This window comes from Pirellulales bacterium, assembly GCA_033762255.1.
In the GTDB taxonomy this organism is placed as follows: Bacteria; Planctomycetota; Planctomycetia; order Pirellulales; family JALHPA01; genus JANRLT01.
In genome coordinates this window covers 24,938-49,643 of record JANRLT010000021.1, presented here as the reverse complement: position 1 = coordinate 49,643, position 24,706 = coordinate 24,938, and the positions used below count along the sequence as shown (strand labels likewise).

Annotated in this window: 19 protein-coding genes and 1 tRNA gene; 10 read left to right on the top strand and 10 right to left on the bottom strand. The window is 54.6% G+C overall.

Annotation, left to right across the window (positions count from 1 at the left end; genetic code table 11):
• Window positions 1-177: 177 nt before the first annotated feature.
• Window positions 178-261, top strand: a tRNA-Leu gene (locus SFX18_05875).
• A gap of 69 nt (window positions 262-330) precedes the next feature.
• Here SFX18_05875 and SFX18_05870 read toward each other — a convergent pair.
• The 4 genes from SFX18_05870 to SFX18_05855 form a co-directional block, all read right to left on the bottom strand.
• Window positions 331-705 (bottom strand): hypothetical protein, encoded by a 375-nt coding sequence (locus SFX18_05870; GenBank protein ID MDX1962660.1) that lies wholly within the window; start codon window positions 703-705, stop codon window positions 331-333.
• A gap of 30 nt (window positions 706-735) precedes the next feature.
• Window positions 736-2,154 (bottom strand): UTP--glucose-1-phosphate uridylyltransferase, encoded by a 1,419-nt coding sequence (locus SFX18_05865; GenBank protein ID MDX1962659.1) that lies wholly within the window; start codon window positions 2,152-2,154, stop codon window positions 736-738.
• Between the two features lie 390 nt (window positions 2,155-2,544).
• Window positions 2,545-4,404 carry an SLC13 family permease gene (locus SFX18_05860; GenBank protein MDX1962658.1) on the bottom strand — a complete coding sequence of 620 codons (1,860 nt, stop codon included), beginning with the start codon at window positions 4,402-4,404 and terminating at the stop codon, window positions 2,545-2,547.
• Window positions 4,405-4,539: 135 nt separating this feature from the next.
• On the bottom strand, window positions 4,540-4,731 hold the full coding sequence (locus SFX18_05855; GenBank protein ID MDX1962657.1) for a hypothetical protein: 192 nt from the start codon (window positions 4,729-4,731) through the stop codon (window positions 4,540-4,542).
• 290 nt (window positions 4,732-5,021) lie between these two features.
• Between SFX18_05855 and SFX18_05850 the strand changes: the two genes are divergently transcribed.
• Entirely contained in the window at window positions 5,022-5,261 is a 240-nt protein-coding gene (locus SFX18_05850) for a hypothetical protein (GenBank protein MDX1962656.1), read from the top strand.
• A gap of 81 nt (window positions 5,262-5,342) precedes the next feature.
• Window positions 5,343-6,746 carry a GIY-YIG nuclease family protein gene (locus tag SFX18_05845; protein ID MDX1962655.1) on the top strand — a complete coding sequence of 468 codons (1,404 nt, stop codon included), beginning with the start codon at window positions 5,343-5,345 and terminating at the stop codon, window positions 6,744-6,746.
• Between the two features lie 56 nt (window positions 6,747-6,802).
• Here the strand turns inward: SFX18_05845 and SFX18_05840 are convergent, their stop codons facing one another.
• Both SFX18_05840 and SFX18_05835 read right to left on the bottom strand, forming a co-directional pair.
• Window positions 6,803-8,155: an LssY C-terminal domain-containing protein gene (locus SFX18_05840; protein MDX1962654.1), complete on the bottom strand. Its 1,353-nt coding sequence runs from the start codon at window positions 8,153-8,155 to the stop codon at window positions 6,803-6,805.
• On the bottom strand, window positions 8,152-8,985 hold the full coding sequence (locus tag SFX18_05835) for a sugar phosphate isomerase/epimerase family protein (GenBank protein ID MDX1962653.1): 834 nt from the start codon (window positions 8,983-8,985) through the stop codon (window positions 8,152-8,154). Before SFX18_05835 ends, SFX18_05840 begins: the two co-directional genes overlap by 4 nt.
• A gap of 294 nt (window positions 8,986-9,279) precedes the next feature.
• On the opposite strand from SFX18_05835, the gene SFX18_05830 reads away from it, so the two are divergent.
• Together SFX18_05830 and SFX18_05825 are read left to right on the top strand one after the other, a co-directional pair.
• Window positions 9,280-11,016 carry a HAMP domain-containing sensor histidine kinase gene (locus SFX18_05830; GenBank protein ID MDX1962652.1) on the top strand — a complete coding sequence of 579 codons (1,737 nt, stop codon included), beginning with the start codon at window positions 9,280-9,282 and terminating at the stop codon, window positions 11,014-11,016.
• Window positions 11,017-11,029: 13 nt separating this feature from the next.
• Window positions 11,030-12,376 carry a sigma-54 dependent transcriptional regulator gene (locus tag SFX18_05825; GenBank protein ID MDX1962651.1) on the top strand — a complete coding sequence of 449 codons (1,347 nt, stop codon included), beginning with the start codon at window positions 11,030-11,032 and terminating at the stop codon, window positions 12,374-12,376.
• Between the two features lie 128 nt (window positions 12,377-12,504).
• On the opposite strand, the gene SFX18_05820 is transcribed toward SFX18_05825, so the two are convergent.
• Window positions 12,505-14,055: a 2-isopropylmalate synthase gene (locus tag SFX18_05820; GenBank protein ID MDX1962650.1), complete on the bottom strand. Its 1,551-nt coding sequence runs from the start codon at window positions 14,053-14,055 to the stop codon at window positions 12,505-12,507.
• Between the two features lie 463 nt (window positions 14,056-14,518).
• A complete protein-coding gene (locus SFX18_05815; GenBank protein MDX1962649.1) occupies window positions 14,519-14,764 on the bottom strand; it encodes a hemin uptake protein HemP in 246 nt (81 codons plus the stop codon).
• A 299-nt stretch (window positions 14,765-15,063) separates the two neighbouring features.
• Between SFX18_05815 and SFX18_05810 the strand changes: the two genes are divergently transcribed.
• The 3 genes from SFX18_05810 (at window position 15,064) to SFX18_05800 (ending at window position 18,777) form a co-directional block, all read left to right on the top strand.
• Window positions 15,064-15,942: a hypothetical protein gene (locus SFX18_05810; GenBank protein ID MDX1962648.1), complete on the top strand. Its 879-nt coding sequence runs from the start codon at window positions 15,064-15,066 to the stop codon at window positions 15,940-15,942.
• Between the two features lie 142 nt (window positions 15,943-16,084).
• Window positions 16,085-16,945, top strand: coding sequence for a DUF1559 domain-containing protein (locus SFX18_05805; protein MDX1962647.1), 861 nt, complete (start codon window positions 16,085-16,087; stop codon window positions 16,943-16,945).
• Between the two features lie 395 nt (window positions 16,946-17,340).
• Window positions 17,341-18,777, top strand: a complete 1,437-nt coding sequence (locus SFX18_05800) for a DUF3386 family protein (protein MDX1962646.1) — start codon at window positions 17,341-17,343, stop codon at window positions 18,775-18,777.
• A gap of 212 nt (window positions 18,778-18,989) precedes the next feature.
• Here the strand turns inward: SFX18_05800 and SFX18_05795 are convergent, their stop codons facing one another.
• Both SFX18_05795 and SFX18_05790 read right to left on the bottom strand, forming a co-directional pair.
• Window positions 18,990-20,417 (bottom strand): dicarboxylate/amino acid:cation symporter, encoded by a 1,428-nt coding sequence (locus SFX18_05795; GenBank protein MDX1962645.1) that lies wholly within the window; start codon window positions 20,415-20,417, stop codon window positions 18,990-18,992.
• Window positions 20,418-20,465: 48 nt separating this feature from the next.
• Window positions 20,466-21,887, bottom strand: coding sequence for a cysteine desulfurase family protein (locus SFX18_05790; protein ID MDX1962644.1), 1,422 nt, complete (start codon window positions 21,885-21,887; stop codon window positions 20,466-20,468).
• A gap of 434 nt (window positions 21,888-22,321) precedes the next feature.
• Between SFX18_05790 and SFX18_05785 the strand changes: the two genes are divergently transcribed.
• Entirely contained in the window at window positions 22,322-23,398 is a 1,077-nt protein-coding gene (locus tag SFX18_05785; GenBank protein MDX1962643.1) for a DUF1559 domain-containing protein, read from the top strand.
• Window positions 23,399-23,604: 206 nt separating this feature from the next.
• Window positions 23,605-24,681, top strand: coding sequence for a DUF1559 domain-containing protein (locus SFX18_05780; protein MDX1962642.1), 1,077 nt, complete (start codon window positions 23,605-23,607; stop codon window positions 24,679-24,681).
• The last annotated feature ends 25 nt before the right edge of the window (window positions 24,682-24,706 follow it).

Here is a 24,706-nt window from a genome sequence, read left to right as displayed (position 1 = left end):
TTCGCTGAATTTGGCAATTGCCAATCGTGGCAAAAAATTGCCGCGAACCCCGCCAGTCATCGGCTTGTCGATAGGAGCGCGGCAAAAATAGCCAGCTTGCGAATGGCTGCGCGGAATGTTACATTATAAAGAGGTTTTATATGTGGCAGGTGGAATTTATTTGGTAATTTCTGCTGAGCGGGAATGGCGGAATTGGCAGACGCACCAGCTTGAGGGGCTGGCGGTGGCAACACCGTGCAGGTTCAAATCCTGTTTCCCGCAATTACATTTCTTTTGTAAAAGTATGGATTGAGTTTTTTTGAAAATCAGTTTATCCCGCACCTCGCGAATTTATCGAGGTTGCTCCACGGCCTCCACATCTTGCTCGTCGACATGCAAAATATGCAGCATGCGGTGAACCAGTGGACCAAAGGCGATCCCCGCGATAATCAACACCGCAAAACCGCTATAGAGCGCGTAAATGCCGGCAAATACTTTCCCCTGTTCGGTTTGGGGATTCCATAACGGTCCCATGCCGGAAAGGATCATCGACGCGTTCAAAAAAGAATCGATCCAATTCTGACCCTCAAATACGTGATAACCCCACATTCCCACCAATAAAGAGATAAAAATCAAAGTAAGACCCAGACTAAAGCTCAGAAACAGCCGCCATAAAAACCGTTCCCACGGCAATACAGGATCGGTCTTGTGCTCGATTTTGAACATGTTCGTGAGCGCGAAATTACTTGGTTATTATTATTCTTTTAGTAACAACGGCGAAGAGGTAACTGCTGAGTTTTCCAGCGGATGAGCCTGCAGCCACGTGGCTAGTTCTTCGGCATTCGTGGCGACCAGGGGGGATATTTCCACGACTGTTTCTTCCGGCACGGTCACGCCGCATTCCGCCAGCCACCGGCAAAAGTTCGACCGCATCTGCGCTTGGACCGTTCGCGGCGTGTCGAATTCCTCGTTATTGCTATTTTTTACCGGGGCAAAATGCTCCGCCCGGTCCACTTCCATCACGATCGCTTCCCGCGCCTGCGGCAACAGGTCAAAGATAAACCGCTCAAACTTGCAGGCGTTGGGTGCGTCCGGAGCCACCTCTCCCCGGCTGGGATCCCAATAAGACACCTTCTTTTGGGCCACATGCAGCGGCAGGGCGTCGGGGATCTCAGTCATTCTCCGCAAGAATGCCACGTCCAGCACATGCACGGCGATGCTTCCCGCCCAAAAGACCGGCTCTCCGGTGGCCGTGGTCCGTTCCGCCAGGTCAGGGGGGAGATCGCTATATTCGATGATGCGGGTTCGTCCCTCGCAGGTGACCACGTTCCCCACTTTTTCCAGTGGTCCCCGCTTGGCAATGACCTGCGTGGACATTTCCGACCCGCTGAGGATGTGATAGCCCAAAAAGGTGGGATCAGCCACGCTTACCAGCGGATTATCGACTTGCATATAAAACAGGTACTTTAGCCCGCGGTCCTCGGCCTCGGCCAAGCCCCCGGAATTTGCAAAAGCGTTTAATAACCCCCCATGCCCATCCGGGCTCAGCGCCAGTCGATCCGGTCCCGCCAACAGCAATTCTCCCGTGGCCAAGTCCAAAGCCGGCAAGGTCCCCTGGCTAAAGAGTTGTACATCCCCCCGCGGCAGGCCAAAATTTTGTTCCTTGGCCAAAAAATCCGCCGTTGGGGCATGGGTGGCGGGACTGGTCATGATCCATAAGGGAATCGATCGACCCGCGCGGCGGCGCGCGGCCAGAACTCCCATCAGCAGCCATTGGTAGAGCGATGCTCCCGTCACCGGGCCGATGGGAAACATTCCCTTAGGCAGATCGCTACCCAGGCGTGTACCTTGGCCTCCGGCGACCAGCAGGACGCCCACTTGTCCGGCGCTCAAGGCGGAACGGCCCGCCTGCCGGGCCTGGGTGGTATTCCAGGGGTTTTGCGCAGGGGGAAGCCGAAAGGCGGCGGGGGGCTGGCTGGCGGCTGCGAGGGCCCGCCAGTCCTGGCTAGCGGCGCGGTTTTTCCATGCCGCGACCAATTGCCGCAAATCCACGGCGGCCAACTGCCGGGCAAGGCTTTCCTGTTGTGGTCCGGCAAGCATTTGCCAATGCGTTAGCAAGCGGTTCTGGCTGGTTTCTTGTAAAATTTGGGTTATGTCCACCAGATCGATGTTCATAGTTGCCGCTCCGTTGGATTTTTCTCTTTAGTCAAAATGCACCTCTTGGCGGAAACTTGTAAGAAAAAATCATGCCAAATTGTAAATAATATAGTAGGTGGCATCTTCCAGGTGCCGAATGAATTGCATTGAAAAGGGTTATTCCTGTAATAATGGCGTTTGGCAAAATGCTCACGGCAGCGGGACGCTGCCTGCTACGAACGCTCTGACAGCGGGACGCTGCCTGCTACGTTATTACTTAAAAAATCCAACCTCGCACCCAGGCGTAAGCCAGCCAACACAAAAGCGGAAACAGCACAAACATTGTGCCGTATGTGTAAATAGTGGTCCAGGTAGTGCGGGGCCAGCGTGCCATGAAATGATTACGTTGACTGGCTAAAAACAGTTGATTTATCGTAAGGGATAAACCCAGGGGATGACCAAGATCGTGACAATTCCCACCAAGATATCCAAGGGAATCCCGATTTTTAAGTAATCGCTAAATTTGTAGCCACCGGGGCCATAGACCATCAGATTTGTCTGATAGCCGATTGGCGTGGCAAAGCCGCAACTGGCGGCGATCATAATGGCAATAATAAATGGCATCGTCTGCATTCCCGCGGCGTCGGCAGTCTGCAGAGCCAGGGGAAACATGAGCGCCGCGGCGGCGTTATTGGTCACCAGCTCTGTCACAAACAGCGTGACAAAATAGACAATTGCCAAAGTTACCCAATCGCTCCCTCCCCCCATTTGATTGATCGATTCGCCCAAAAACTGCGCGGCGCCGCTTTTTTCCAGGGCTTTGGCCAGGGCAAACGACGCGGCAATGGACAAAATGACTTCCCAGTCCATGCTGCGGCGAGCCTGCGCGATGGTGGTGCAGCCGGTGAGCAGCATCGCCGTCCCCGCGACTAAAATCAGCGTGATTAAGGATGGAAATTGCCACTGCGGCGGCAGTCCCAACCACGGTTGCAGTGTATCCCACGAGGATTCCAATATCAGGCCCACCACCAGCAAAAACAGAATCAGGATTGCCACTCCGGCTCGTTCGTGCTGGACGGGGGTGGAGTCTTCGACCCGCGACACCAAAAAGAAATCGCGGCTGCGGCGCTGCGCATCGGCAAAAGAGGGATGCGCCTCGATGAGAAGCGTATCCCCTGGCTCGAGTACAATATCGCCGATCTTTTTCTTGATTCGTTCGCCATTGCGGGCCACGGCCAGCACCACGGCGTTATACCGGGTGCGAAATTTGGCATCGCGAATGGTCTGGCCCAATAGCGGACTGCTGTTAGAGACCACGGCCTCGATCAAACAGCGGTCTAGGGAGGGCGTGGAGATTTTTTTGACTTGATTGGTGGCGGGAACCAGACCGCGGATTTTGCGCAAATCGATAACCGAATCCACAATCCCCACAAACACCAACCGGTCGCCGGCCTGCAGTCGTTCCTGCGGGGCCACGGCGGGTATCACAAATTCGTTCCGCTGGATTTCGGCCAAAAAGACCCCCGGCAAATGCCGCAGCCCCGCTTCCTCAATCGATTTCCCCACCAGCGCGCTCTCGGGGGGGACTAGCATGTCCACTGTATACTCCCGGGCGTCGGCCGTCGTATCGATCGGCGGGACGCGATTTGGCAATAGCCAGCGACTGGTCAGGGCCAAAAACAAAATTCCCGCCGCGCAGACTGGCACCCCCACCCAGGTAATATCCAAAAACCCCAATCCCGCGGGAAGTGTGATCGCGGAAAGTTTACCCTGCGCAAACGCTTCTGACTGAACCTTGTGCGCTTCGGTTACTAGCCCACTGACAACCAGATTGGTGCTAGTCCCCACGAGCGTGCAAACTCCCCCCAGGATCGCGGCAAAGCTGAGGGGCATCATCAGTTTAGAGACGGGGATGCGGTTTTGCTTGGCCCAGTCGGCCGTGACGGGGATCATCATCGCCACGAGCGGTGTGTTATTCATAAACGCGCTGAGGAACGCGACTGGCGTCATCAGCCGAACCACGGCGGCTTCGGACGATTTGGGGCGTCCGAGCAGCTTTTCGGCGATGAGGGTCATCCCACCGGTATCCTGCATCCCGGCACCGACCACGTACAAGAGCGCGACCGAGACCAGCCCCTCATTGGCTAGGCCCGCCAAAGCGTCCTTGGTCGAAATGGTCCCCGCGACCAAAAAAACCAAAACACCGGCAATTAAGATGACATCCGCGCTCAACCGGCTAAACGCCAGCAATCCAAAAACCAAGATCAAAACGGCAAAGGTCAGAACCATAAGAATTCCAGGCCACAGAACGATTCTGAGAGAGGGCCTCCGCTATTGCCATCACACGGGATTTCGCCTAGCGATAAATAGCCCCGCCAATGGAGTCGGCGGGGGATGCACTATCGTGGCAATAATTGCGAAAAATCACCGCACCAATGCCTTGGGTGTGCGGCGAAATGCTTTTTTCGGTGTTAGCTTGCCCGGTACCACAAAGCCGACTTCACCGCCGCATTTTTTGCAACGCTTGACCTGGGTGTTAATGACGCTGCCACATTTGGGGCAAGAGCGTTTGCGGATCAATTTGGCCCGGCGGGTTTTGGGGCGAGCGCGAACCATGGGTAAACTCCAGATAAAATCTGCGGCTAAGTTGGCGTCAATTAACAGAATCCCTGATTTTGCAGCAATTTTAGCGGATGTCAAGAGGGGTGGAGGGAGGCATTTAGCCCGCCGCGTTAGCCAGGGAGCATTTCAGCATTACCAAATCCTTTTACCCAAACCAATTCCGTTATGAGTTGCACAATACCTATCCCAGTTATTTTTATCGAAATTAAATCTTGCATGCAATTCTGTTTAAAGTTAGTATCAATTATCATTTAGTCTTACTTTTCACATGATGGAGGTTTGTTATGCCAGTCGAACAAGCTTTTGAACAAGCAGCCAAACGCCTAGAAAGTTGCTCACAAGCTTTGGCTTTGGAGGTTAAACGGGTATTAATTGAAGTAAGAGGCTATCTCAGTGGAAGTCAATCGGTTTCTGATGCTCCATCGAAAGAGGCCGTTGTTGAGCTCGCTCTCCGAAACGCCGGTGAGAAAATTGATGAAATGGTAGTTGCATACAATGAAACTCGTAAAAGCCTGGGCTTTTAATCAAAATAACAAGTGTAATATGTTACAAATTTCTAGGCAGCAGTGTGCTTGGGGATACGGCATTTTGCGAAGGGTTTTGCAATGTTGTCAAGAGTTGAGGCGTGTCGTTGTATAAGTGCTGCGGAACATCTTTTTTACGTCTATTTATTAATAGATCAGTGTGGTCAGCCGTTTTACGTTGGTAAGGGAACACAGTGGAGATGTTTCGCACATGAAAAAGAATCGTTAAATCCAGAGAATAACACTGAAAAACATCGATTGATCCGTAAAATGTTGGATTCTGAAATTGAAGTTCGCTACCAATTCGCTGGCTTTTTTCCAACAGATGATGAGGCACACGATGAAGAGCGACGATTAATTAGATTGTTTGGCCGAAGAAATCAGGGATCTGGCATTTTGTGTAACCTTACAGACGGTGGAGAAGGTCACAGTCGCGACTATCCACCAGAACCATTTCAAAGAAATTCAGATGGAATACCGATTGGAAAAGTTATTGAGTATCCGAGCACAGAGCAATTGAAACCTCCACTTTTTTGGACTGGTGATCTTTCTGATTTTTCATGGATACAAGAAGATAGAAACCTTATACAATCACAGGATGTTGAATTGAATAAATCGCGCCTCGTAATGCCATTGATTGCATTCTGGCAGTATGCTGGATGGACAATACAAGTTTTTTGGGAGCAAACGAGCGTATTTGATCCCGCAGAAATAGATCTGAAAGGTCTAGCGGAATGTGTGCATTTCAGGTTCTTCGATAACACGAATTTATTAATTGAGGATAGTATTCGAGCCACAGCTCATTCAATAATTACCCCAGGTAGATTAGTCGCTCTTGTTTTACGTGCGCTTGCAGGCGGTGAAAACACAAAAATCGTAAGTGCCAACTCATTAAATCGCGTTTGTAAGCAGTGTGCAAGAGTCGATCTAACAAAGCGATTGCAGGCGTGGTGTTTCCACCAACAGCATTGGCTTCTAAAATTTGCTAATGATCTAGAAGATTGCTCACCGCCCCCTCCACCTATAAAGGTTTTTAACGATAAATTACCCGATAAATTTTTATTAATCAAGCCTGATGGCGAGATTACGAATAATCTAGAAGAATTTCATAAGCTTTTGAGGCTTGCTTGGGTTGCATTTATCCAACACGGACTTGGGGAGAAACAATTTGCTCAACTCAACCAATTGGATTTGCGCGGGCTTGTAATGTATATGTGGTCGGGACTTGCACCAATCGATGGAACATTTATTGCTTACTCATACAGTTGTCCTACTATTAAAGTTAACTTAAATGAAGCTAAGCTGACAAGAATGCAATTAATCAATGAATGGAATAAGGAATTTCCAAGTATGCCGCTTCCTATTGGTAGTAGTCGCGAAGGACCAGCGTTCATGGAACGAGAAATTCGTGCGATTGTACGGACAATTGTTGATTTGCACAATAATCAATTAGAAGTATTACCTCGCCGTGGTGCTGATAAATGAGCTCGTTTGTGCCCACAGATACCATGTTGAGTACATTATAGTGCACAAATGTAAACCTAACTCCACGCCACGTATCGCGGCTGGGTGCGGGCGGTCGAAAGCGCGATCACCGCCCGTTTGCCGTCGGTGAAGTACGGATCGCCGGTCAAGTTATGTCGCGGGGACTGTGGATCGCACGCCCCCACGCCGGTCACATAACCCACCGCGTCGATTCGTTCGGCCCGCAGCAGGTCCTCCACCAGATAATCGCGTGATTCGTCAACATTGGGGTCGACGCGGTGCGTGGTCAGGTTCCAAGTCTGGGTTGTAAATCGCACCCCAATATCCCGGCTGATCTGACCCACCCAGATCGGCGTGCCGCGATAGCGCAAGGGCGCGAGCCACAATCGCAAATGTAGGCGTTCGTTGATGGTGCCGCGAATCCGTTGCAGGGCCAAGTCTTGGCTGCGGCCCAGCAGATACAACGCGCTGACCGGCGAATAACGATATTCAGCCCCTAGTAAAAACGCCTTGGCCGTTTTCCAGCAAGTCTCCAGCGTGATCGTTTCGCATTCATCCCAGCGCGCGGTAAACGCCCCTAACACGGTTTCCAACTCGCCCAAGACGACCAAGTTGACCGGATCGCCCCCTTTATTCCCTGCTTTGTTGGTGGTTGCGGGGGGAAGTTCCCGTAATCGCCGGGTAAGCTCGGTCAGATCGCACTCGATCAGTTCGCTTTCACCATATAGCTGTGCAAAATCGCGGCGATGGTAATCGGCTTTCATCCCCGGCACTGGCAGCGCAAAGCAAACATCGGCCATCGGCTCGGCCGGTGCCTGGCCTAGATTTGCCAAATTAGCGGGGCCATCCTCGGTCCCCGCGCCGCCGGTTTCATACAGGCAGACACGGATGTTTTTGGTTCCGGCGTCCAATGTGCAAAAGATAAATCCCGCTTGTGTCGTCCCTGGCGGAATGGGGCGCAGGGGAAACGCCTGCCCGCGAAAACATTCATCCATCCGCCGATTAGCCCAACTGGCGGTGAGCAGTTTGAGCGGCAACAGAAAAATCAACGGTAAAAAATACCACGCCGCCACGCCAAACGCCGATAATCGTTTGATGATGGAAAAGTGGTTAATGCCCGCCGCTTCCAGCGGGGTAAAGTAATGCGGGTCGATTTCTAAAAAATACAACCGGAGCGGGTTGGCGTGCAGATTGGCAATTTGTAAATAGACCGGTTGAATTCCGCGCCGGGCCAAAGGGACGCCAAAGAGTTTCTGGCTTTCACCGGCGGATAAGACCGCCGCCGTGATCTTGGCCACCGGGGTTGTGTGCGACTGCGCGCGGGTTAAAAATTCCCGCGATTCCGGTTGCGGGTCGTACACGGTGGTAAAGATCCGCCGCAGCGCCTGCCAGACTCCCCCGCCAATCATGGTTGGCTCGCATTTCCCGCGCGAGCGCACTTTTGCAAGTATTCCAGGCTTTGCCGGGCTAGCCGTTCCACTCCGGGCGTATAGTCAAAGACCTCCACTGACACCCAACCGTCGTAGCGGATCTCGCGCAACGCATCGATGATCGGCACAAAATCGACTTTGCCAAAACCGGGGCCTTGTTTGTTCGGATCATTGGCGTGAAAGTGTTTTAGATAACGGGCATTGCCTCGAATGATCTCGGCAATGGGCGTTTCTTCGCTGGCCATTGCCTTCACATCCAAATGCAATCCCACCCAGGAAGAATTCAGCCGTTCAATTAATTCCACACCCGCGCTGGCGGTATTTAGAAAGTTTCCTTCACTGGGGCCGAGTGGCTCGATCGCCAGAGTGACTTGGCATTCCGCCAACGTGGGCAAGACCTTTTCTAGGCATTGCGCGGCCAGGTCCATTCCCTGCTCGTGGTTCATACCCGCCGCCAGATTTCGTTGCTGCGGCGATCCTAGGACCATGATTCCCCCTCCCAGGTCCCGGCACAGCCGCGTCAACTCTATCAGATACTCCGCAGTGCGGTTCTGCACGGTTTGATCCGGCGTGGTCAGGTGAAATCCCTCGGTCTTGGCTAATAGCCAGTGCAGGCCCACGACTTCCAAGCCCTGATCGTTGATAAGTTGGCGAACTTCGGCTCTGCGGGAGGGGGTAATCTCGGTGGCGTAGGTGGCCAAGGTAAATGGGGCAATTTCTATCCCGGTGTATCCGCAGGCCTTTGCGTATTCCAGGCCGGCGGCCAATGTGCGGTCATGAAAGGTCTCGTTGCAGATCGCGTACTTCATAGGGCGTGGGGCGAGTGAAGTTGGCGAAAAGGGTGACTCCCTGCAAAAAATGCTGCAGGGGGCGGTGCCAATCAGTAAATCCCATCCCCCTGGATTCCACAAGTCCCCCCGCCATTTATGGTCACGCCCCGCGCTGGGCCGCGCGGCGCGGCGAACCGGCGGATCCCGGATTATCCGTGAAAAATCGCTCTCCCGCCAAAGGTCTTCCCCTGCTACACTTTGGCCCCCGCATTTTGGATTTTTGAGCGTTTTTTTCCTCTCTAATTTTGCATCAGTCGACCGCCCGCGCTCCCCATGGGTCCTATTCGCAATAAACTACTGACGGGTCTAGGCCTGCTCCTGGTCATGCTGGGTGCTTTGGCGGCGAGCGGCTTATCGGGGGTCTATTCTTATCGAGAATTGGTCAAAAATCTGCGCAATCGGGCGGACGAGCTTCCCCTGGCTAGCCAGTTGGCTCGCAAAATCAGCGACTTGCGCGTCATCGTGGCGGGAATTTCCCAGCAGTACCTGATTGAGCAGCCTCCCGTGGGAGAAGGGCACAGCGGCTGGGTGTCCGAGGAATTTCAGGAAAAGTGGGCGAACAAGCAATTTCAAGAAAGCTTGCAATCCGCCAGGCAGACCCTGGCTGAATATTCCACGGTTGTCGAACATCGCGAGGCAACGGCCGTGCTATTGCAAAATGACTTTGAGCGAACAACCGCCGCGCAGTTGCAAACACAACTGCAGGCCCTGGCCCAATTGACCGCGCAACCCGACTGGCTGCGGGATGCCACGATCAAGAGCAACATTCGGGAACGGCTGGAGTACTTGCAATCGCAGGCGGAAGCCCTTCCTGGTCATTTGCACTACCAACTTGGTTCCTTGGCGGATACCGTGCGCAGCGACTATCACATGTGGCTGGGGGTGAATTGGCTTTCCACCGCGGCCGCCTGCGGATTATTGGCGGCGTTTTTGTATTTGTTTTATCGCTGGGTGTTTCGTCCGTTGTCAATCTTGGTGGCTGGATCACGAAGGGTCGCGGCCGGAGATTTTCAACATCGAATTCAACTGCACACACGGGATGAAATGGCCGAACTGGCCGAGGCGCTCAACCACATGACCGCGCGGTTTCAGGAAATTCGCGACGATCTGGATCGCCAGGTGCAAGAGCGCACCAAACAAGTCGTCCGGGGAGAGCAACTGGCCAGCGTCGGCTTTTTGGCGGCCGGAGTCGCGCACGAGATTAATAATCCGTTGGCTAGCATAGCCATGTGCGCCGAATCACTGGAGGGGCGAATTCGCGATATTTTGCCGGAAAACCCCACGGAGGCAGCCAGCGACAGCCCCGCGTCGCCGATGGCGTCCTCCGCGGTTAAGGCGAATGAACATGAATCGGCGCGCGCCGCGGCGGAGTCGCCGGTGATCCTGCAATATTTGCGGATGATTCAGACCGAGGCTTTTCGTTGTAAGGAAATTACCGAAAAGCTGTTGGATTTTTCCCGCTTGGGCAATGCCCGCCCCCAGATGACCGATCTGCGGCAATTGGTCCAGGGGGTGGTGCAAATGGTCAAGCACCTGGGGAAGTACCAGGATCGCCAGATCGAGATCTTGCCCCACTCTCCCGCCGAGCCGGTCCATTGCTGCGTGGTCGTCCCGGAAATCAAGCAAGTCGTCTTGAATTTAATCACCAACGCGCTCGATTGCACCAGTAGCGGAGGCAAGCTAACGATCGAAGTTCGGGCGTTGGGGGGGCCGCGCCTGCCCACGCAGGTGAAGTTGATTTTTACCGATGACGGCTGCGGCATGACCGAGGAAGTGCAGCGGCACCTGTTTGAGCCGTTTTTTACCCGCAAGCGGCAAGGACAGGGAACGGGATTGGGATTGTCGATAAGCTACCGAATTGTTACAGATCACGGCGGCACGTTGGATGCCGCAAGTCCGGGTCCGGGTCTAGGTTCCCGATTCACGGTAACCCTGCCCGTAGCGAACAAAAACACGCCGCAGGGGAGCGCGTCGTTACAGGAGAGCAGCCATCGCCACCAAGCCGCGTAAATCACTAAAACTATTGTTTGCCGACGACGAACGCTCGTTGCAAGAGCTGATGCGGATCGAACTGGCGCGCATGGGGCACGAGGTGACCATCTGCGCCGATGGTTTGGCCGCGGCCGCCGCGCTCGAGCGGCAGGCGTACGACTGCATCATTGTGGACCTCGACATGCCGGGATTGTCGGGTATCGAGGTGGTCGCCCGCGCGCGGGAGCTTTCCCCCGAGACCGAGGCGGTTATCTTGACCGGCAAATCCACGCTGGAAAGCGCGGTCGCCGCGCTGCGCCACGGGGCTTTTGACTATTTGACCAAGCCGTGCAAGCTGTCCGATCTGGAGTCGCTGCTCCAGCGCGTGGTCCTGCAGCGTGAATTGACGAACAAATATCGCGCTGTCAAGCGGCAACTGGACCGCGTCAACGGCGGCTCGCAACTCATTGGTGATTCACCGGCGATGGAACGCGTGCGGCAGCTCATTGCCAAGGTCGCCCCCTCGCAAAGCAGCGTGCTGATCCTGGGGGAGACCGGGACTGGCAAGGAACTGGTCGCCCGCGCGTTGCATGATCAAAGCCCGCGCCGCGAGCAGCCGTTTGTCGCGATCAATTGTGGCGCATTGCCGGAAAACTTGATCGAAAGCGAACTGTTTGGCCATAAAAAAGGGAGTTTTACCGGCGCGGATGAACACCGCGCGGGACTTTTTGAAGTGGCCGACAATGGCACGCTGTTTTTGGACGAGATTGGCGAATTGCCCCGTTCGATGCAGGCCAAGCTGCTGCGGGTGCTGGAATCGCGGGAAATCCGCCGCGTGGGGGACAATACCAGCATCAAAGTGGACGTGCGGGTGGTTAGCGCGACGCATCGGCGGTTGGATCAAATGGTGGCCGCCAGCGAATTTCGCGAAGACTTGCTGTTTCGAATCAATACGTTCGAGATCCAGCTTCCCAGCCTGCGGCAACGGTCTGGGGATGTGCCGCAACTGGCGATTCACTTGGCCCGCAGATTTCAACCGGCGGTCAAACCAAATGAGGCAATCTTTACCGCCGAGGCCCTGGACCGATTGCAATCCCATGCCTGGCCGGGCAATGTGCGCGAACTGGCGAATGTGATTGAGCACGCGTCAATCCTATGCGAGCGGCTGCCGATCGATGTGGAACATTTGCCCGAACGCTTTCAGGCAATGCAGGTGGCACCGTGGTTTGCCAAAGGGACCGGCCCCCTCTCGTTGCGCGAGATTGAGTTGCAGGCGATTCATCACTCACTAGAGCGAAATGACGGCAACAAGCCCAAAGCCGCCGAGGAGCTGGGGATCAGCCTCAAGACGCTGTACAATAAGCTGAATTCAGATACGCACCTGGAAAAAAGCGCGTAAAGATAGTGGAGAGTGAGAAGTGGATGGTGAGAATTGGCAGCTCCGCGGAGTAGTGTCATATCCCTTCTCGTTTAACAAGCTAACCACGGGGGGCGGTCCTGTCATCCGCCCCCCTGGCACCCGCGCCGTTATCGCTGCGGATGCAGCCGATCGCCGGGAGCGATGGAGATTTTATTAATCGCGTTCAAAAACGCTTTTGCGCTCGCTTCCACGCTATCGGTCGAGACTCCGCGACCCCGATAAGTGTGCCCTTGGTATTCGACTTCGACATTCACTTCGCCTTGGGCGTCTTTTCCCACGGTGACGCTATGCACGCGAAAATCGCGGCACACCACGGAAACTCCGGTCAGCTTTTCGATGGCTAAGAAAATCGCATCGACCGGTCCGTCGCCGCAGGCCATCGATTCGCCAAAGTCCTGAACCCCATGCCGCAAACGGAGCGTGACCTGGGGCTTTTCGTCGCTGCCACAAATGATTTTATAGCTTTCCAGCGTCCATTGGTCGGTCGCAGTCTGGAATTGCTGCTCGCACAGGGCGGCGATGTCGCCATCGTAGATCTCTTTTTTCTTATCGGCCAGTAATTTGAACTGTTCAAACACCGTTTGCAGTTGCTCCGCGGTCAAATGATAACCCAGCGCCTTGGCCCGGTCCGCCAACGCCGCCCGCCCGCTATGCTTGCCCAAAACCAGGTCCGTCTTGGCAAAGCCGACATCCTCTGGCCGCATAATCTCATACGTCCGCGGTTCCTTCAGCATGCCATCCTGGTGAATCCCCGCCTCGTGGGCAAAGGCATTGCGTCCCACAATCGCTTTGTTACGCTGAACCTGCAAGCCGGTAATGCTCGATACCAGCCGACTGGTCGGCACCAACCGCTGGGTGTTGATGCGCGTTTCGGCCTGGTAATAATCGTGACGCGTGCGCAGGGCCATCACAATTTCCTCCAGCGAGCAATTTCCCGCCCGCTCGCCAATACCGTTGATCGTGCATTCGATCTGTCCCGCTCCATTTTCTACCCCCGCCAGGCTATTCGCCACGGCCAAGCCCAAGTCGTTATGACAGTGGACGCTGATCACGGCTTTGTCGATATTGGGAACGCGTTGGCGGAGATTTTTGATCACATTTCCAAAATGCGCGGGCGTGGCGTATCCAACCGTGTCGGGAATATTGACCGTGGTTGCTCCGGCGGCAATCGCGGCTTCGACCACTTGGCATAAAAAGTCCAACTCGGTCCGTGCGGCATCCTCTGGCGAGAATTCCACATCGTCGCAATAACCAACGGCCCGCTGAACCCCCGCCACCGCGCGGCGGATGATTTCGTCCTTATCCATTTTGAGTTTAAACTCGCGATGGATGGCGCTGGTGGCCAAAAAGACGTGGATGCGCGGGCTGGAGGCATGCTTGAGCGCTTCCCACGCGCGGTCGATATCGCTGTCGTTGCAGCGGGCCAACCCACAAATCGTCGCCCCGCGAATGGTGCCGGCAATCTCCCGCACCGATTCAAAGTCCCCCGGCGAGGCAATTGGAAATCCCGCCTCGATAATATCCACACCCAAGTCGACCAAGGCCTGCGCGATTTCCAGCTTCTCCGCCAGATTCATGCTGGCTCCGGGCGATTGCTCGCCATCTCGCAGAGTGGTGTCAAAAATCCGGATGCGGCGGGAGCTAGCGGCGGTGGACATAGGTGGCTCGATGGAAACTAAAAAGGGGAGGTGGGGAAAGGGGTGGATTGGGTTATTTGTGAATGCTCTCAGTTAGCGTCGTGAATCAACAAAAAAACCCCGTCGCTCATGCAGAGCCACGGGGCAGGTTGGTCAGGTGATTATCCACAGTCCAACTAGGCGCGGGCTCCCGGGGTGCTAAGTAGTAGCACTAGCGGTAGCAACGGCAACTTGGACAAAAAAGACATGATCTAAATGTTATCGTGTAGCTCTGGAAATTTTGGGAATTGCCTATGTATGAGACGATTGGCAATCGCACCTTCTGACAGTCTACGTCACAAATGGTTCACTGGTCAAGATGAGCATCAAAAGGAATGGTTTGAGTTGCGGCACATCTGCGGTCTAACGGTTGAAAATGGCGCGCCTACAAAAACCACTTTGTAAATCGGCTCTCACATGAGACGGTAAATTACCCAAATTTGCATTACTTTTGCAAAATCAGCTTGCCGGACTTTGTCAACAAAAGTCGGTAAAGACTCTCGCCATGTTTAATGACCACCTGACGCTGGCCTTGCAATAGTTCCTCGGAATTTACCACCGGAATTTGTGCATCAGAAGTCATTGGCGGCTCAGGATGCTGATGGGGAGGCAGGGGGGTATTTTCTGGTTCGATAGGGGAATTCATGGGAAAAGCTTTCAAAACAGGTGCGATATCTGCAAGAAAGAGCATTTTCAGACCCAAGAATTAGCTAGCGGCGGCAAACAGCCAGGAATGGCGAGTTCCAAAAATCTGAAAGTTTTTGTTCGTACCGTTGACAACGGACACCGATCAGTCTATTTTATTTGTAATTGAGAATCAATATCAACTACGGATTTGCATTTTGATTTTGTTGAGGCTATCAGGCCTCGGCACGAACAACGGTCGCCAGCTAATGAAACTCTGTGCCAGCTACCTAGTCGGACATCGCGGCAACGTTTGCCGCGATGCGGTTCCATTCTTTCTAGGAGTCTTGTATGCAGGTTTCATTCATGAATTGTTTATCCCTGGTTAAGCCTTTGATCGGCGGTTGTGCGCATTTAGTGATTGTTGCAACCATTTTTGTTTCCGGCACGATGTCACTTCACGCGGCGTTTATTAATCCGTCGGACGTTACAGGTTCATTTGGGACAGATCCCAACACCTGGGCGGGTAATTTTCCCGCCGCGATCAATACCAACACGATAGCAACCGTTCGCAGCACCACACCGTGGAATCGGCCCGGTTCCCTGGGAGACGCTAGCTCGGCCAATACCACCTATCAGGGGTGGGACCGATTTACATCGGCCACGGCGACTAATAGCCCAAACGCGGGCGCGTCCCCGAATGAGGTCGACGGTGATCCGCTAAATCCCAACGGCACGGCCGCACTTACACAGTCGGTGACGATGGGCGTGTTTTTGACGGGTGGATTTAATATTTATTCACCCAGCGTGCAAAGCGATTACACGCTGACCGTGCCTAACTACAATCTTGGGACCGGCTATTTGACGAGCTTTTTGGTCCAGATGCGGGCGGCCACGGGTGAAATTAATTTGAATTCCATTTTGATCAATGGCACGCCCATAAGCTCGTTGCCAAATTACAGCACGCAGTTGATCAACAGCACCACGTATAGTTCGGGTTTTGGCGACACCGCGGCTTTGGATTACAAGCTGGAATTTACGCTGCCGGGCAACAACGCCACGGACACGATCCGGTTTTCCTCGGTTGTGGCTGGCGGACTCAGCTTTGACAAGCTGTCAGTGGACACCATTGCCAATCCTATTCCCGAGCCGGGCGTGTATGGTTTGGTGGTTTTGGCCATGGGTGCGGGCGTGTATGGTTTACGCCGCAACCGTGTGTCCCCGGGACGAAAAGTATGCCGCTAGAGTCAGTTACTAATAGTTGATCAGGGCCAGCCAATGCAGTAAGTAGCCAGCCACGATTTTCACCCCATTGCATAAAGCGAGACAGAGGATGAATCGCGGGAATTTGCGGGTAATCGTTCGTTCAGGGGTATTTTCTTACCGTATGCAGTCAGGATTTACCCTGGTGGAGTTGTTGGTGGTTATTGCGATTATTGGCGTGCTGGTGGCGCTGTTGCTGCCAGCCATTCAGGCCGCGCGCGAATCCGCCCGGCATACCAGTTGTCGTAATAATTTACGGCAAATTGGCCTGGCCATGCAAAGTCATGACTCGGCCAAAAAGCGGCTCCCCTGGGCCAAGCAAAAAGAAAAATTGGGCAGCGCGTTTATTGAGTGTTTGCCTTATTTAGAAGAGACGAATCTGGCCAAACGCTATAATCCCTCCATGAATCCCGACGAAGGGTCCAATGGCGAGATTGCCCGCAGCAACTTGTCGATCTTTTTGTGTCCCTCAATGTCGCACCCCGAAGGAAACCTTCCCCAGAGCGGCATTGCCAGCTATGCGGTTTCCACCGGCAGTGGCAGTTGCCGCTATCCCATGCGGGCCAGCGACAACATGCCTGATCCCAACAACCATAACGGCGCGATTATTTCACCGTTGCGCGGCCGGGTGCGGATCAGCGATGTGTCGGAACTGGATGGAACTTCCAAAACGCTATTGGTGGGTGAATTGGATTATGGATTAAAGAATTCCCAGGAAATGTCGGGCGGGTTAATCAATGGCGGCAGCACCCGTTGGGCCATGGCCTATGTGGGGGTCTCTTGGGCTTCCGCCGCGGGTCAATACAACAGCGACAAGCTCGTCAATGGCTTTTTAGAGTGGGAAACATTTCGCAGCGACCATGCCAATGGTTGCTTTTTTGTGTTTGTGGACGGCTCCACACAATTTGTCAGTGACTCGATCACCGCGGATACGCTCAAGCGACTGGCCCAACGCAATGACGGCCAGCGTGTGCAGTGGGAATAGCTCAGGTTGCGAATGTAGTAGGCACGGTCCCCGTGCCGTAACGTTTACCGCGAGGAATCGCGCCCGGTATGAAATGCAGGATATGCACGGCAGCGGGACGCTGCCTACTACAATGCGGTCCCCGTGCCGTAACGTTTACCGCGAGGAATCGCGCCTTGTAGGAAATGCAGGAAATGCACGGGAGCGGGACGCTGCCTACTACAGTGCGGTCCCCGAGACGTAAAGCGAATGTAGTAGGCACGGTCCCCGTGCCGTAACGTTTACCGCGAGGAATCGCGCCCGGTAGGAAATGCAGGATATGCACGGCAGCGGGACGCTGCCTACTACAGTGTGTAGAACAATTGTGTAATTTGGCATTGGCGATCAAGTTTATTACAAACTTTCAGGAAGTACTCATGTTATCAAGAATTTTTGCTGGTCTGGTGCCTGTTTTATTAGCCAGTGCGCTCGTTTTTTCGATTGAGCGATCCGCCCAGGCGCACTTTGTGTGGTTGGTGCAAAATACCCCTGCCGGCGGGGAATCTTCCTCCGACGCGAATCAGGCCACGACCGCCGCGCCACCCAGCGTGCAACTGTGCTTTGGAGAGTCCGCCGCTCCTGGAGAGGCGCACCTGGCGGATAAAATCGCCAAAACCACGAAGTGGCTCTATTTGGCGGGGAAAAACGAGCCTACGGAACTGACCTGGGCGAAGGAGACAACCGGTTCGACTGCCTGCTTTGCGGCCGCCGCGCCAGCGAAAGGTGACTGGCGCTTAGAGGCCGCCTGCGATTATGGCGTGGTGGCCCGGCCAAATGTTGCTCCTTTCCGGCTGCATTACTATGCCAAGACGCTGCACGCCCCCGCGAGTGAATGGGCCACCTTGGCTCCCGCCAAGCAGTTGGCGCTTGATATCTTGCCGGAATTGACCGGTAATGAACTGCAATTGCAAGTTCTGTGGAATGGGAAACCACTGGAAAATTCCACCGTGACGATCACCGTCGGCACGGATCAACTGGAACCAAAGACCACCGATGCCACGGGCCATGTCCGCGTCAAGCTGGGCCAGCATACCGGCGCGGTCTCGGCCTTGGCCAAACATGAAGAGCCAACGGCCAAAGCCGAATTGGACGGCAAAAGCTACGAAAAAATCTCCCACTACAGCACTCTCACCTTGCCAGTGATCGCCAAAAATTCAACGGCCATCCAGCCAGTTTCGATCAAGCGCGACCTCACCGCGCCCCAACTGCTGCAGGATGCCCGCGAGAATCGCTCGCTGTGGCCCGAATACAAATCCATCTCCGGCAAGGCTAAATTAAATTTCAACGGCCAACCCTTGGAAACCACATTTACTATTTCCGCCCAGGGTGTCCCTCAGTTTAAGCTGGATAACGAAGCGGCCAGCGATTGGCTAGAGGAATACCTGACCAGCATGGTCCAGCACCGGGTGTCAGGTAGCGTGAGCGAGGAAGAGGTTGTGTATGTCGACGAAAAATCCCCCCATCCCCTGGGAACCAAAATCTCCCTGGGGGATAGCGACTGGAATAGCTATTACCGGATTAAGGATCGCCAAATTCTCGAGGTTAACCGCAAGATGGGCCCCGGCCGGTTTACCATTAGTGTGTTGGATGTCTACCATAATCCCGAAGGAAAGTACCTTCCCGCCGTCTTTACCTTTACGATTTTTGATAAGGAAGGCAAAGTCAAGCAGTCGATGACGGAACACACCACCTGGGCGCGGATCGACGATTGCGATCTGCCGTTACGCACGATGCGGGTCGAGACCAAAGACAACCCGCCGCAGGTCAATATCGTGGAATTTAGCGACTGGAAAGTGGAAAAGGCCGCAAAATAGGGCCGCAAGTTGCCGCAAATTTGGATTTGCCACAAGAAAGGCAAGGAATTTTTTTAGCCGCAAGAAGATCAAAGAAGGCAAGAAAAAAGAAGGCAAGAAAATTGCCAATTTGCTTTGCCGCAAGAAGTGCAAGCATAGCAAGAAAGGCAAACAGGCCGTTGAGTCAATCAACGGCCTTTTATTTTCATGCTGCAACTCTCCAGCCTTTTTGGTCATGCGCTTAGCGTGTTTTGTGTTGGTGACGTCGGCGCGTCGGTCGTTGTGACGGGTGGTTCTGGCGGTGGTGCTGCCGCCCGAGACTGAATTTGTGAGGTTTCTGGAGTGGGGGCGATTTCCGGCACGTTGCCATCCAGCAGGCAACTGACAGTCACATCCCCTAGCACATTCACCGTGGTGCGGCAGCGGTCCAAAAACCAATCGACCGTTAAGAGGAGCGCGATATATTTGGTCGGCAGGCCCACGGCGTTAAAAACCAGCGTCATGGTGACTAGCCCCGCTTCGGGAATACCGGCCGCTCCCACGGAAGCAACCACCGAGGTTACCACGACCAGCACTTGCTGCCACAGGGTCAGCGGCTCGGCCAGTCCCTGCGTCACGAGCAATTGGCTAATAAAGAGCGCGGACATCGCCTCGTACAGGGCGGTGCCGTCATTATTAAAATTTGCCCCCACCAGCGCCCCCAAACTGGCCGAGCGTTCGCGCAGGCCGACCTTCTCTCGCAGGCAAGCATACGTCACCGGCATGGTTGCCGTGCTGCTCCCGGTCGAAAACGCCATCACCAGCGCGTCGCGCATACCGGCCAGCATCCGCCACGGATTCACCCAACTGCCAAACCGAATCCGCATCAGGTAATACACCGTCTGCAGGGCCAGGGCAATCAGCACCGCCGCGACAAAGCCACCCAGCGCCACAAACGCGGACAACCCCTGCACCGCGATCAGCGCCGCCACGATCCCAAAGACCGCCAGCGGAATTACCTCAATAATCCAGTGCAACACAACCAACAACGCCTCAAACCCGACTGTGACCAGTTCCGCGATATTGCCAATCGGCCGCGTTTTAAATCTCCGCAGGGCAATGCCAAACGCCACCGCCAAGAGAATCACCGACAGTACCTTCCCTTCATCGCCAAATGGCCCCAACAGACTCTTGGGCACGTTATCCAAAAAGAGTGCGACCGGGTTAGGACCGGATTTAGCGGACTCGGACGCGGTGGTTTCGGCGGGTTGGGACCAGCTTCCCGGTTGCAGCACATTTGCCACCGCCAGGCCAATAAAAATCGCCACCAGCGTATTAACCAGCAACAACCGGACCAACCGCCAGCCTGTTCCCGGCGGTAGTTGCGCGTGCATCAGCGCCTGAATCACCGCTAAAAAGACCAAAGGGGCGGCTAAAGCCCCCAGCAGCCGTAGTACCAGCTTGCTGGGCATTTCCAGCGGCAAGACCAACAGTGCGGCGGTGATTCGGCCCTCCCCCATGAAAAACGTATGCCAGCTATCCGGCAGCCAGCCTGGCACGGCCCCCAGCGCCAGCCCGATGATCAGGCCCAGCGCGCAGGCGGCGACAATGCGCAGATAAAGGGGAATTTTTTGCCAACTGGTGAGCCACGACCGGGAATGAACGTGATGAGAATGCGTCATGGGGATGCTGCTGATGCGGGTTTTTTAGTTTACATAGCTTTAGCCCGATTATTGCAGAGCCTGGAGTTTTTGCACTCCCTTTTTAAGGGATTTCACCGCCAGTTCAATATCCTCCGCGCTATTAAACCTTCCCAAACCAAAGCGCAGGCTGGCATGGACCGCTTCGGGGGATAAGCCCAGAGCCGCCAGGACATGACTGGGGCGCGGCTCGGCGCTGGTGCAGGCACTGCCGGAACTGATCGCGATTTCCGGCATCTGCAAAATGAGGGCCTCTCCCGCCAGACCAGGAAATTGGACGTTTAAATTGCCGGGAAGGCGGGTGAGAGGAGACGGGAGGAGGGAGACGGGAGACGGGAGGGAGGCAACGGAGCAGGGAAGCGGGGGAGCAGGGGGGCTGGGGAGCGGGTGAGGTGCAAGGCCAGGAGCTACGTTCATTTGGTTGGCAGCACCAGGAATAGTAGCACTGCTGGTCAAGCCAGTAGTGGCACCCGACGGGGAGGCGGGAGACGAGAGGTGGGAGACGGGAGACGAGAGGGATGCAAGACCAGGAACCCCATCTAATTCAATATCTGGCCCGTTAAGAATCGCTGCGGGAAAAATTTGCTGGATTCCCCGCCAGAGTTGCCCGCGCAACGCCGCTAAACGTGGTATTTCGTTTGCCATTTCCGCCTCGCACAGTTTGAGCGCGGTCGCCAGGCCCACGATCCCCGGCACATTCAGCGTCCCGCTCCGCAGGCCCTGTTCCTGGCCTCCGCCGTAAATTTGCGGCAGCAGACGTAGTCGTTTGCCGCCGCTGGCGGTTTGCCTGACAAAGAGTGCGCCGATCCCCAGCGGACCGTAGATTTTATGCCCCGAAAAGCTCAGCAGATCCACGCCCAGCTCCCGCACATCGACGGGAATTTTGCCGACGGCCTGCGTGGCGTCGCAGTGCAGGGGAATGCCATGTTCCTGGCAAATAGCGGCGATTTCGCGGATAGGTTGAATAACGCCGATCTCGTTATTGGCCAGCATTACACTGATCAAGCAGGTCGTGGGTCGGATGGCGGCGGCCAATGTGGCCAGGTCCAGCATTCCCGCCCGCGCGTGGCCAGCGGGAGCGACATCCAGAAGCGTCGGTTCGTAACCATCCCGCGTGAGGGCCGCCAGCGGATCCAGGACGGCGCGGTGTTCGGTGGCGACGCTAATCAGGTGGTTCCCAGGGCGGCGCGTGCGGCGGGCCGCGCCAAAAATCGCCAGATTGTTGCTTTCGGTCGCGCCGCTGGTAAAAACGATTTCGGCCGGATCGCAGTTCAAGATTTGTGCGATCGACTCCCGCGACGCATCCACCGCCGCGCGGGCGTTCCGGCCATAATCATGGGTGGTGCTCCCCGCGTTTCCGACCTGTCCGGCCAGGTAGGGCAACATCGCCGCCAGCACGCGCGGATCGAGCCGCGTGGTGGCGTGATTGTCGAGATAGATAGGGAGGTCCATGGGAGACGGGAGACGGGAGACGGAAGACGGGAGACGGAAGACGGGAGACGGAAGACGGGAGACGGAAGACGGGAGACGGAAGATGGGAGATGGGAGATGGGAGACGGGAGACGGGAGACGGGAGATGGGAGACGGGAGACGGGAGACGGGAGGGTGGTGCAGGGGAGCGGAGGGGCAGGGATGAGGGTCGAGGGGTCAGGAAAGGCACTTACAAAGCCGCCGATGGTATCGGCGGAGGAGCCGGGAAGCTGGTCGAGGGTAGTTGTTGAAGTGCAAAACCTCCAAACCCCTGCCCCCTTGCCCCCCTGCACCCCGGCACCTCCGCTCTCTCCAACACCCCTATTCTACCATTTTAGAAAAAATGTTGGCAGCACCCACCCGCAGGGGTATGATAAGGTCAGATTTTTCAAATCAATTTCAACGGGGAGCACGGTATGAGCACGTTATCTGTTTCTAACCGGCGGGGTTTTACGGTCCTGGAATTACTCATCGTGGTGGCGATCATTGGACTCTTGATCGCGCTGTTACTACCGGCCATTCAGGCCGCCCGCGCGGCGGCGCGGCGAACTCAATCCACCAATAATATGCGGCAACTTGCAATTGCAACGCATATTTACAACGACACCTATAAGTCCTTGCCGCCACTTTTTTTTAGCGGCAACAAGGATGGCCAATACAAAGGTTTTCATCCTGACCCCACGGTGGCCACAGGGCAATACTCTTGGTTGGTGAAGTTGCTGCCCTTCATTGAAAGCCATGATGTTTATCAAGAAATCAACACAACTTCAGAAAATTTTACGCTTGCATCTGATCAAGTAAAAATAAAATACAATGGCATGCAAGGCATTTTACCAGCGACAATCTCCAATGACATTTTCATCAATCCCGCCGAACCTCCTCCCGTTGCCGGCCAACCAGGCCGCACCAACTATATCGCCCTACCCGCCACCAAACAACAACTGTTGACCGTGGGAAAACAAGCCAAGGCGACTTTGGCGGATGGCGCAATTGGTTTTTATGTATCCGAAACAACCGGAACGTTTAGTCCTAAGGGAATTAGTATGGCTAGGCTGAGCGATGGTACATCAAAAACCTTCATGTATTGCGAATCCCGCGAGACGGAACGTGCTAGTTGGTACGATTTTCAACAGACGTTCGCCTGCGGATTTTTGCCCGGCGATACCAGCGTGCCGAACAACGACCCTAAGCTAGGCATTCCCCGCTTTGAGCCAGATCAAGACCCCGAGTGGACTTTTAATGACAAAGCAGGAGATCGGTCGGCTCTCAACTTTGGCCCGACTCCCGCGGAACCAAATCGACTCTACAACACCGATGCCAAAGACCCCCTGCGTCGTAGCTGGGGGCCAAGCAGTTCGCATCCCAATGGCGTGGTCAATCATGCCCTGGTCGATGCCTCCATTCATGCACTCGTTTCCGACGAAATTGATCCCCGCGTGTATTACGCCTTCATCACCCGCGCTGGGGGAGAAGCAGTTTCCCTCGATGATTAAGGTGCTTTGATGCTCCAAAATTATAGATGCAAAGCCGCCGATGGCATCGGCGGAACAGGGGCGCGGGTCGCAATTGAAGTGTAACATCCCTTGCACTCAGCCTTCCCCTGTTATGCAAATTTAGAAAAAAAGATGGCGGCAGTTATCCCGTGGCGGTATCATAAATGATCAGTTTTTTCTTGCTATTATTATCCAAGGAGAAAGAGATGAGTAAAAAATTACTTCCGGCCCGTCGCGGGTTTACCGTGCTTGAGCTGCTCATCGTGGTGGCGATCATCGGGCTGCTGATCGCGCTATTGCTACCGGCGATTCAGGCCGCCCGCGCGGCGGCGCGGCGAAATGTCTCACGAAACAATCTCAGGAATTGGGCTATTGCGATGCATAATTACAGCGATGCCCATAAATCCCTTCCCCCGCTCTTTTATAGTGGCAACAAGGACGGACAATATATAAATTTCCATGTCGATCCCGTAGTGGCAACCAGGCAGTACTCTTGGCTCATGGGATTGTTTCCATATATCGAGCAGGATAAATTTTATCGTGTAGTCTCACAACAATCCGAGAAATTCACGCTCCCCGCCGATCAGGTAAAAATCGATTGGGAGGGACAAAAGGGGATTTCACCGGGCATGCACTCTATCCCTGAAATGCTAAACCCCGCCGAACCGCCCCCTATTCCCGGCCAACTCGCACGGACAAATTACATTGCTTTACCCGCTACGAAGCAGCAATTGTTGACCGTGGGGAAGGAAGCCAGGGCAACATTGGGGGAAGGCACAATCATTTTTGAAACTCCTAAGCCTAATGGCAGTGCCATACCAAGAGGAGTTACTATGGCAACTGTCAGTGACGGCACTTCTCGAACTGTCATGCTTTCCGAATCAAGCGAGCGGGAACGGTCCAGTTGGTACGACTTTCAGCAAACATTCGCCTGTGGTTTTTTGCCTGAAGACACCAGTGTGGAAGGCAATAATCCTAAAACCGGTATTCCCCGTTTTGAACTAGATAGCGATCCAGAATGGGTTTTCAACACCGAAGCTGGCGACCGCAGCGCACTCAATTATGGTCCCACGCCACAGGAACCCAATCGCTTCTACAATTCCGTCGAAAAGGATCCTCTGCGTCGTAGTTGGGGGCCGAGTAGTTCTCATCCCAATAGCGTGGTCAGTCATGCTTGTGTCGATAGCTCGATAAAAGATATAGTGGTCGAGCTTATCGAACCAAAGGTCTATTACTCTATGGTGACTCGCCGTGGAGCGGAACCTTTCACTTACGAATACTAATAAGATTAACTCTTTTTTACCGTTT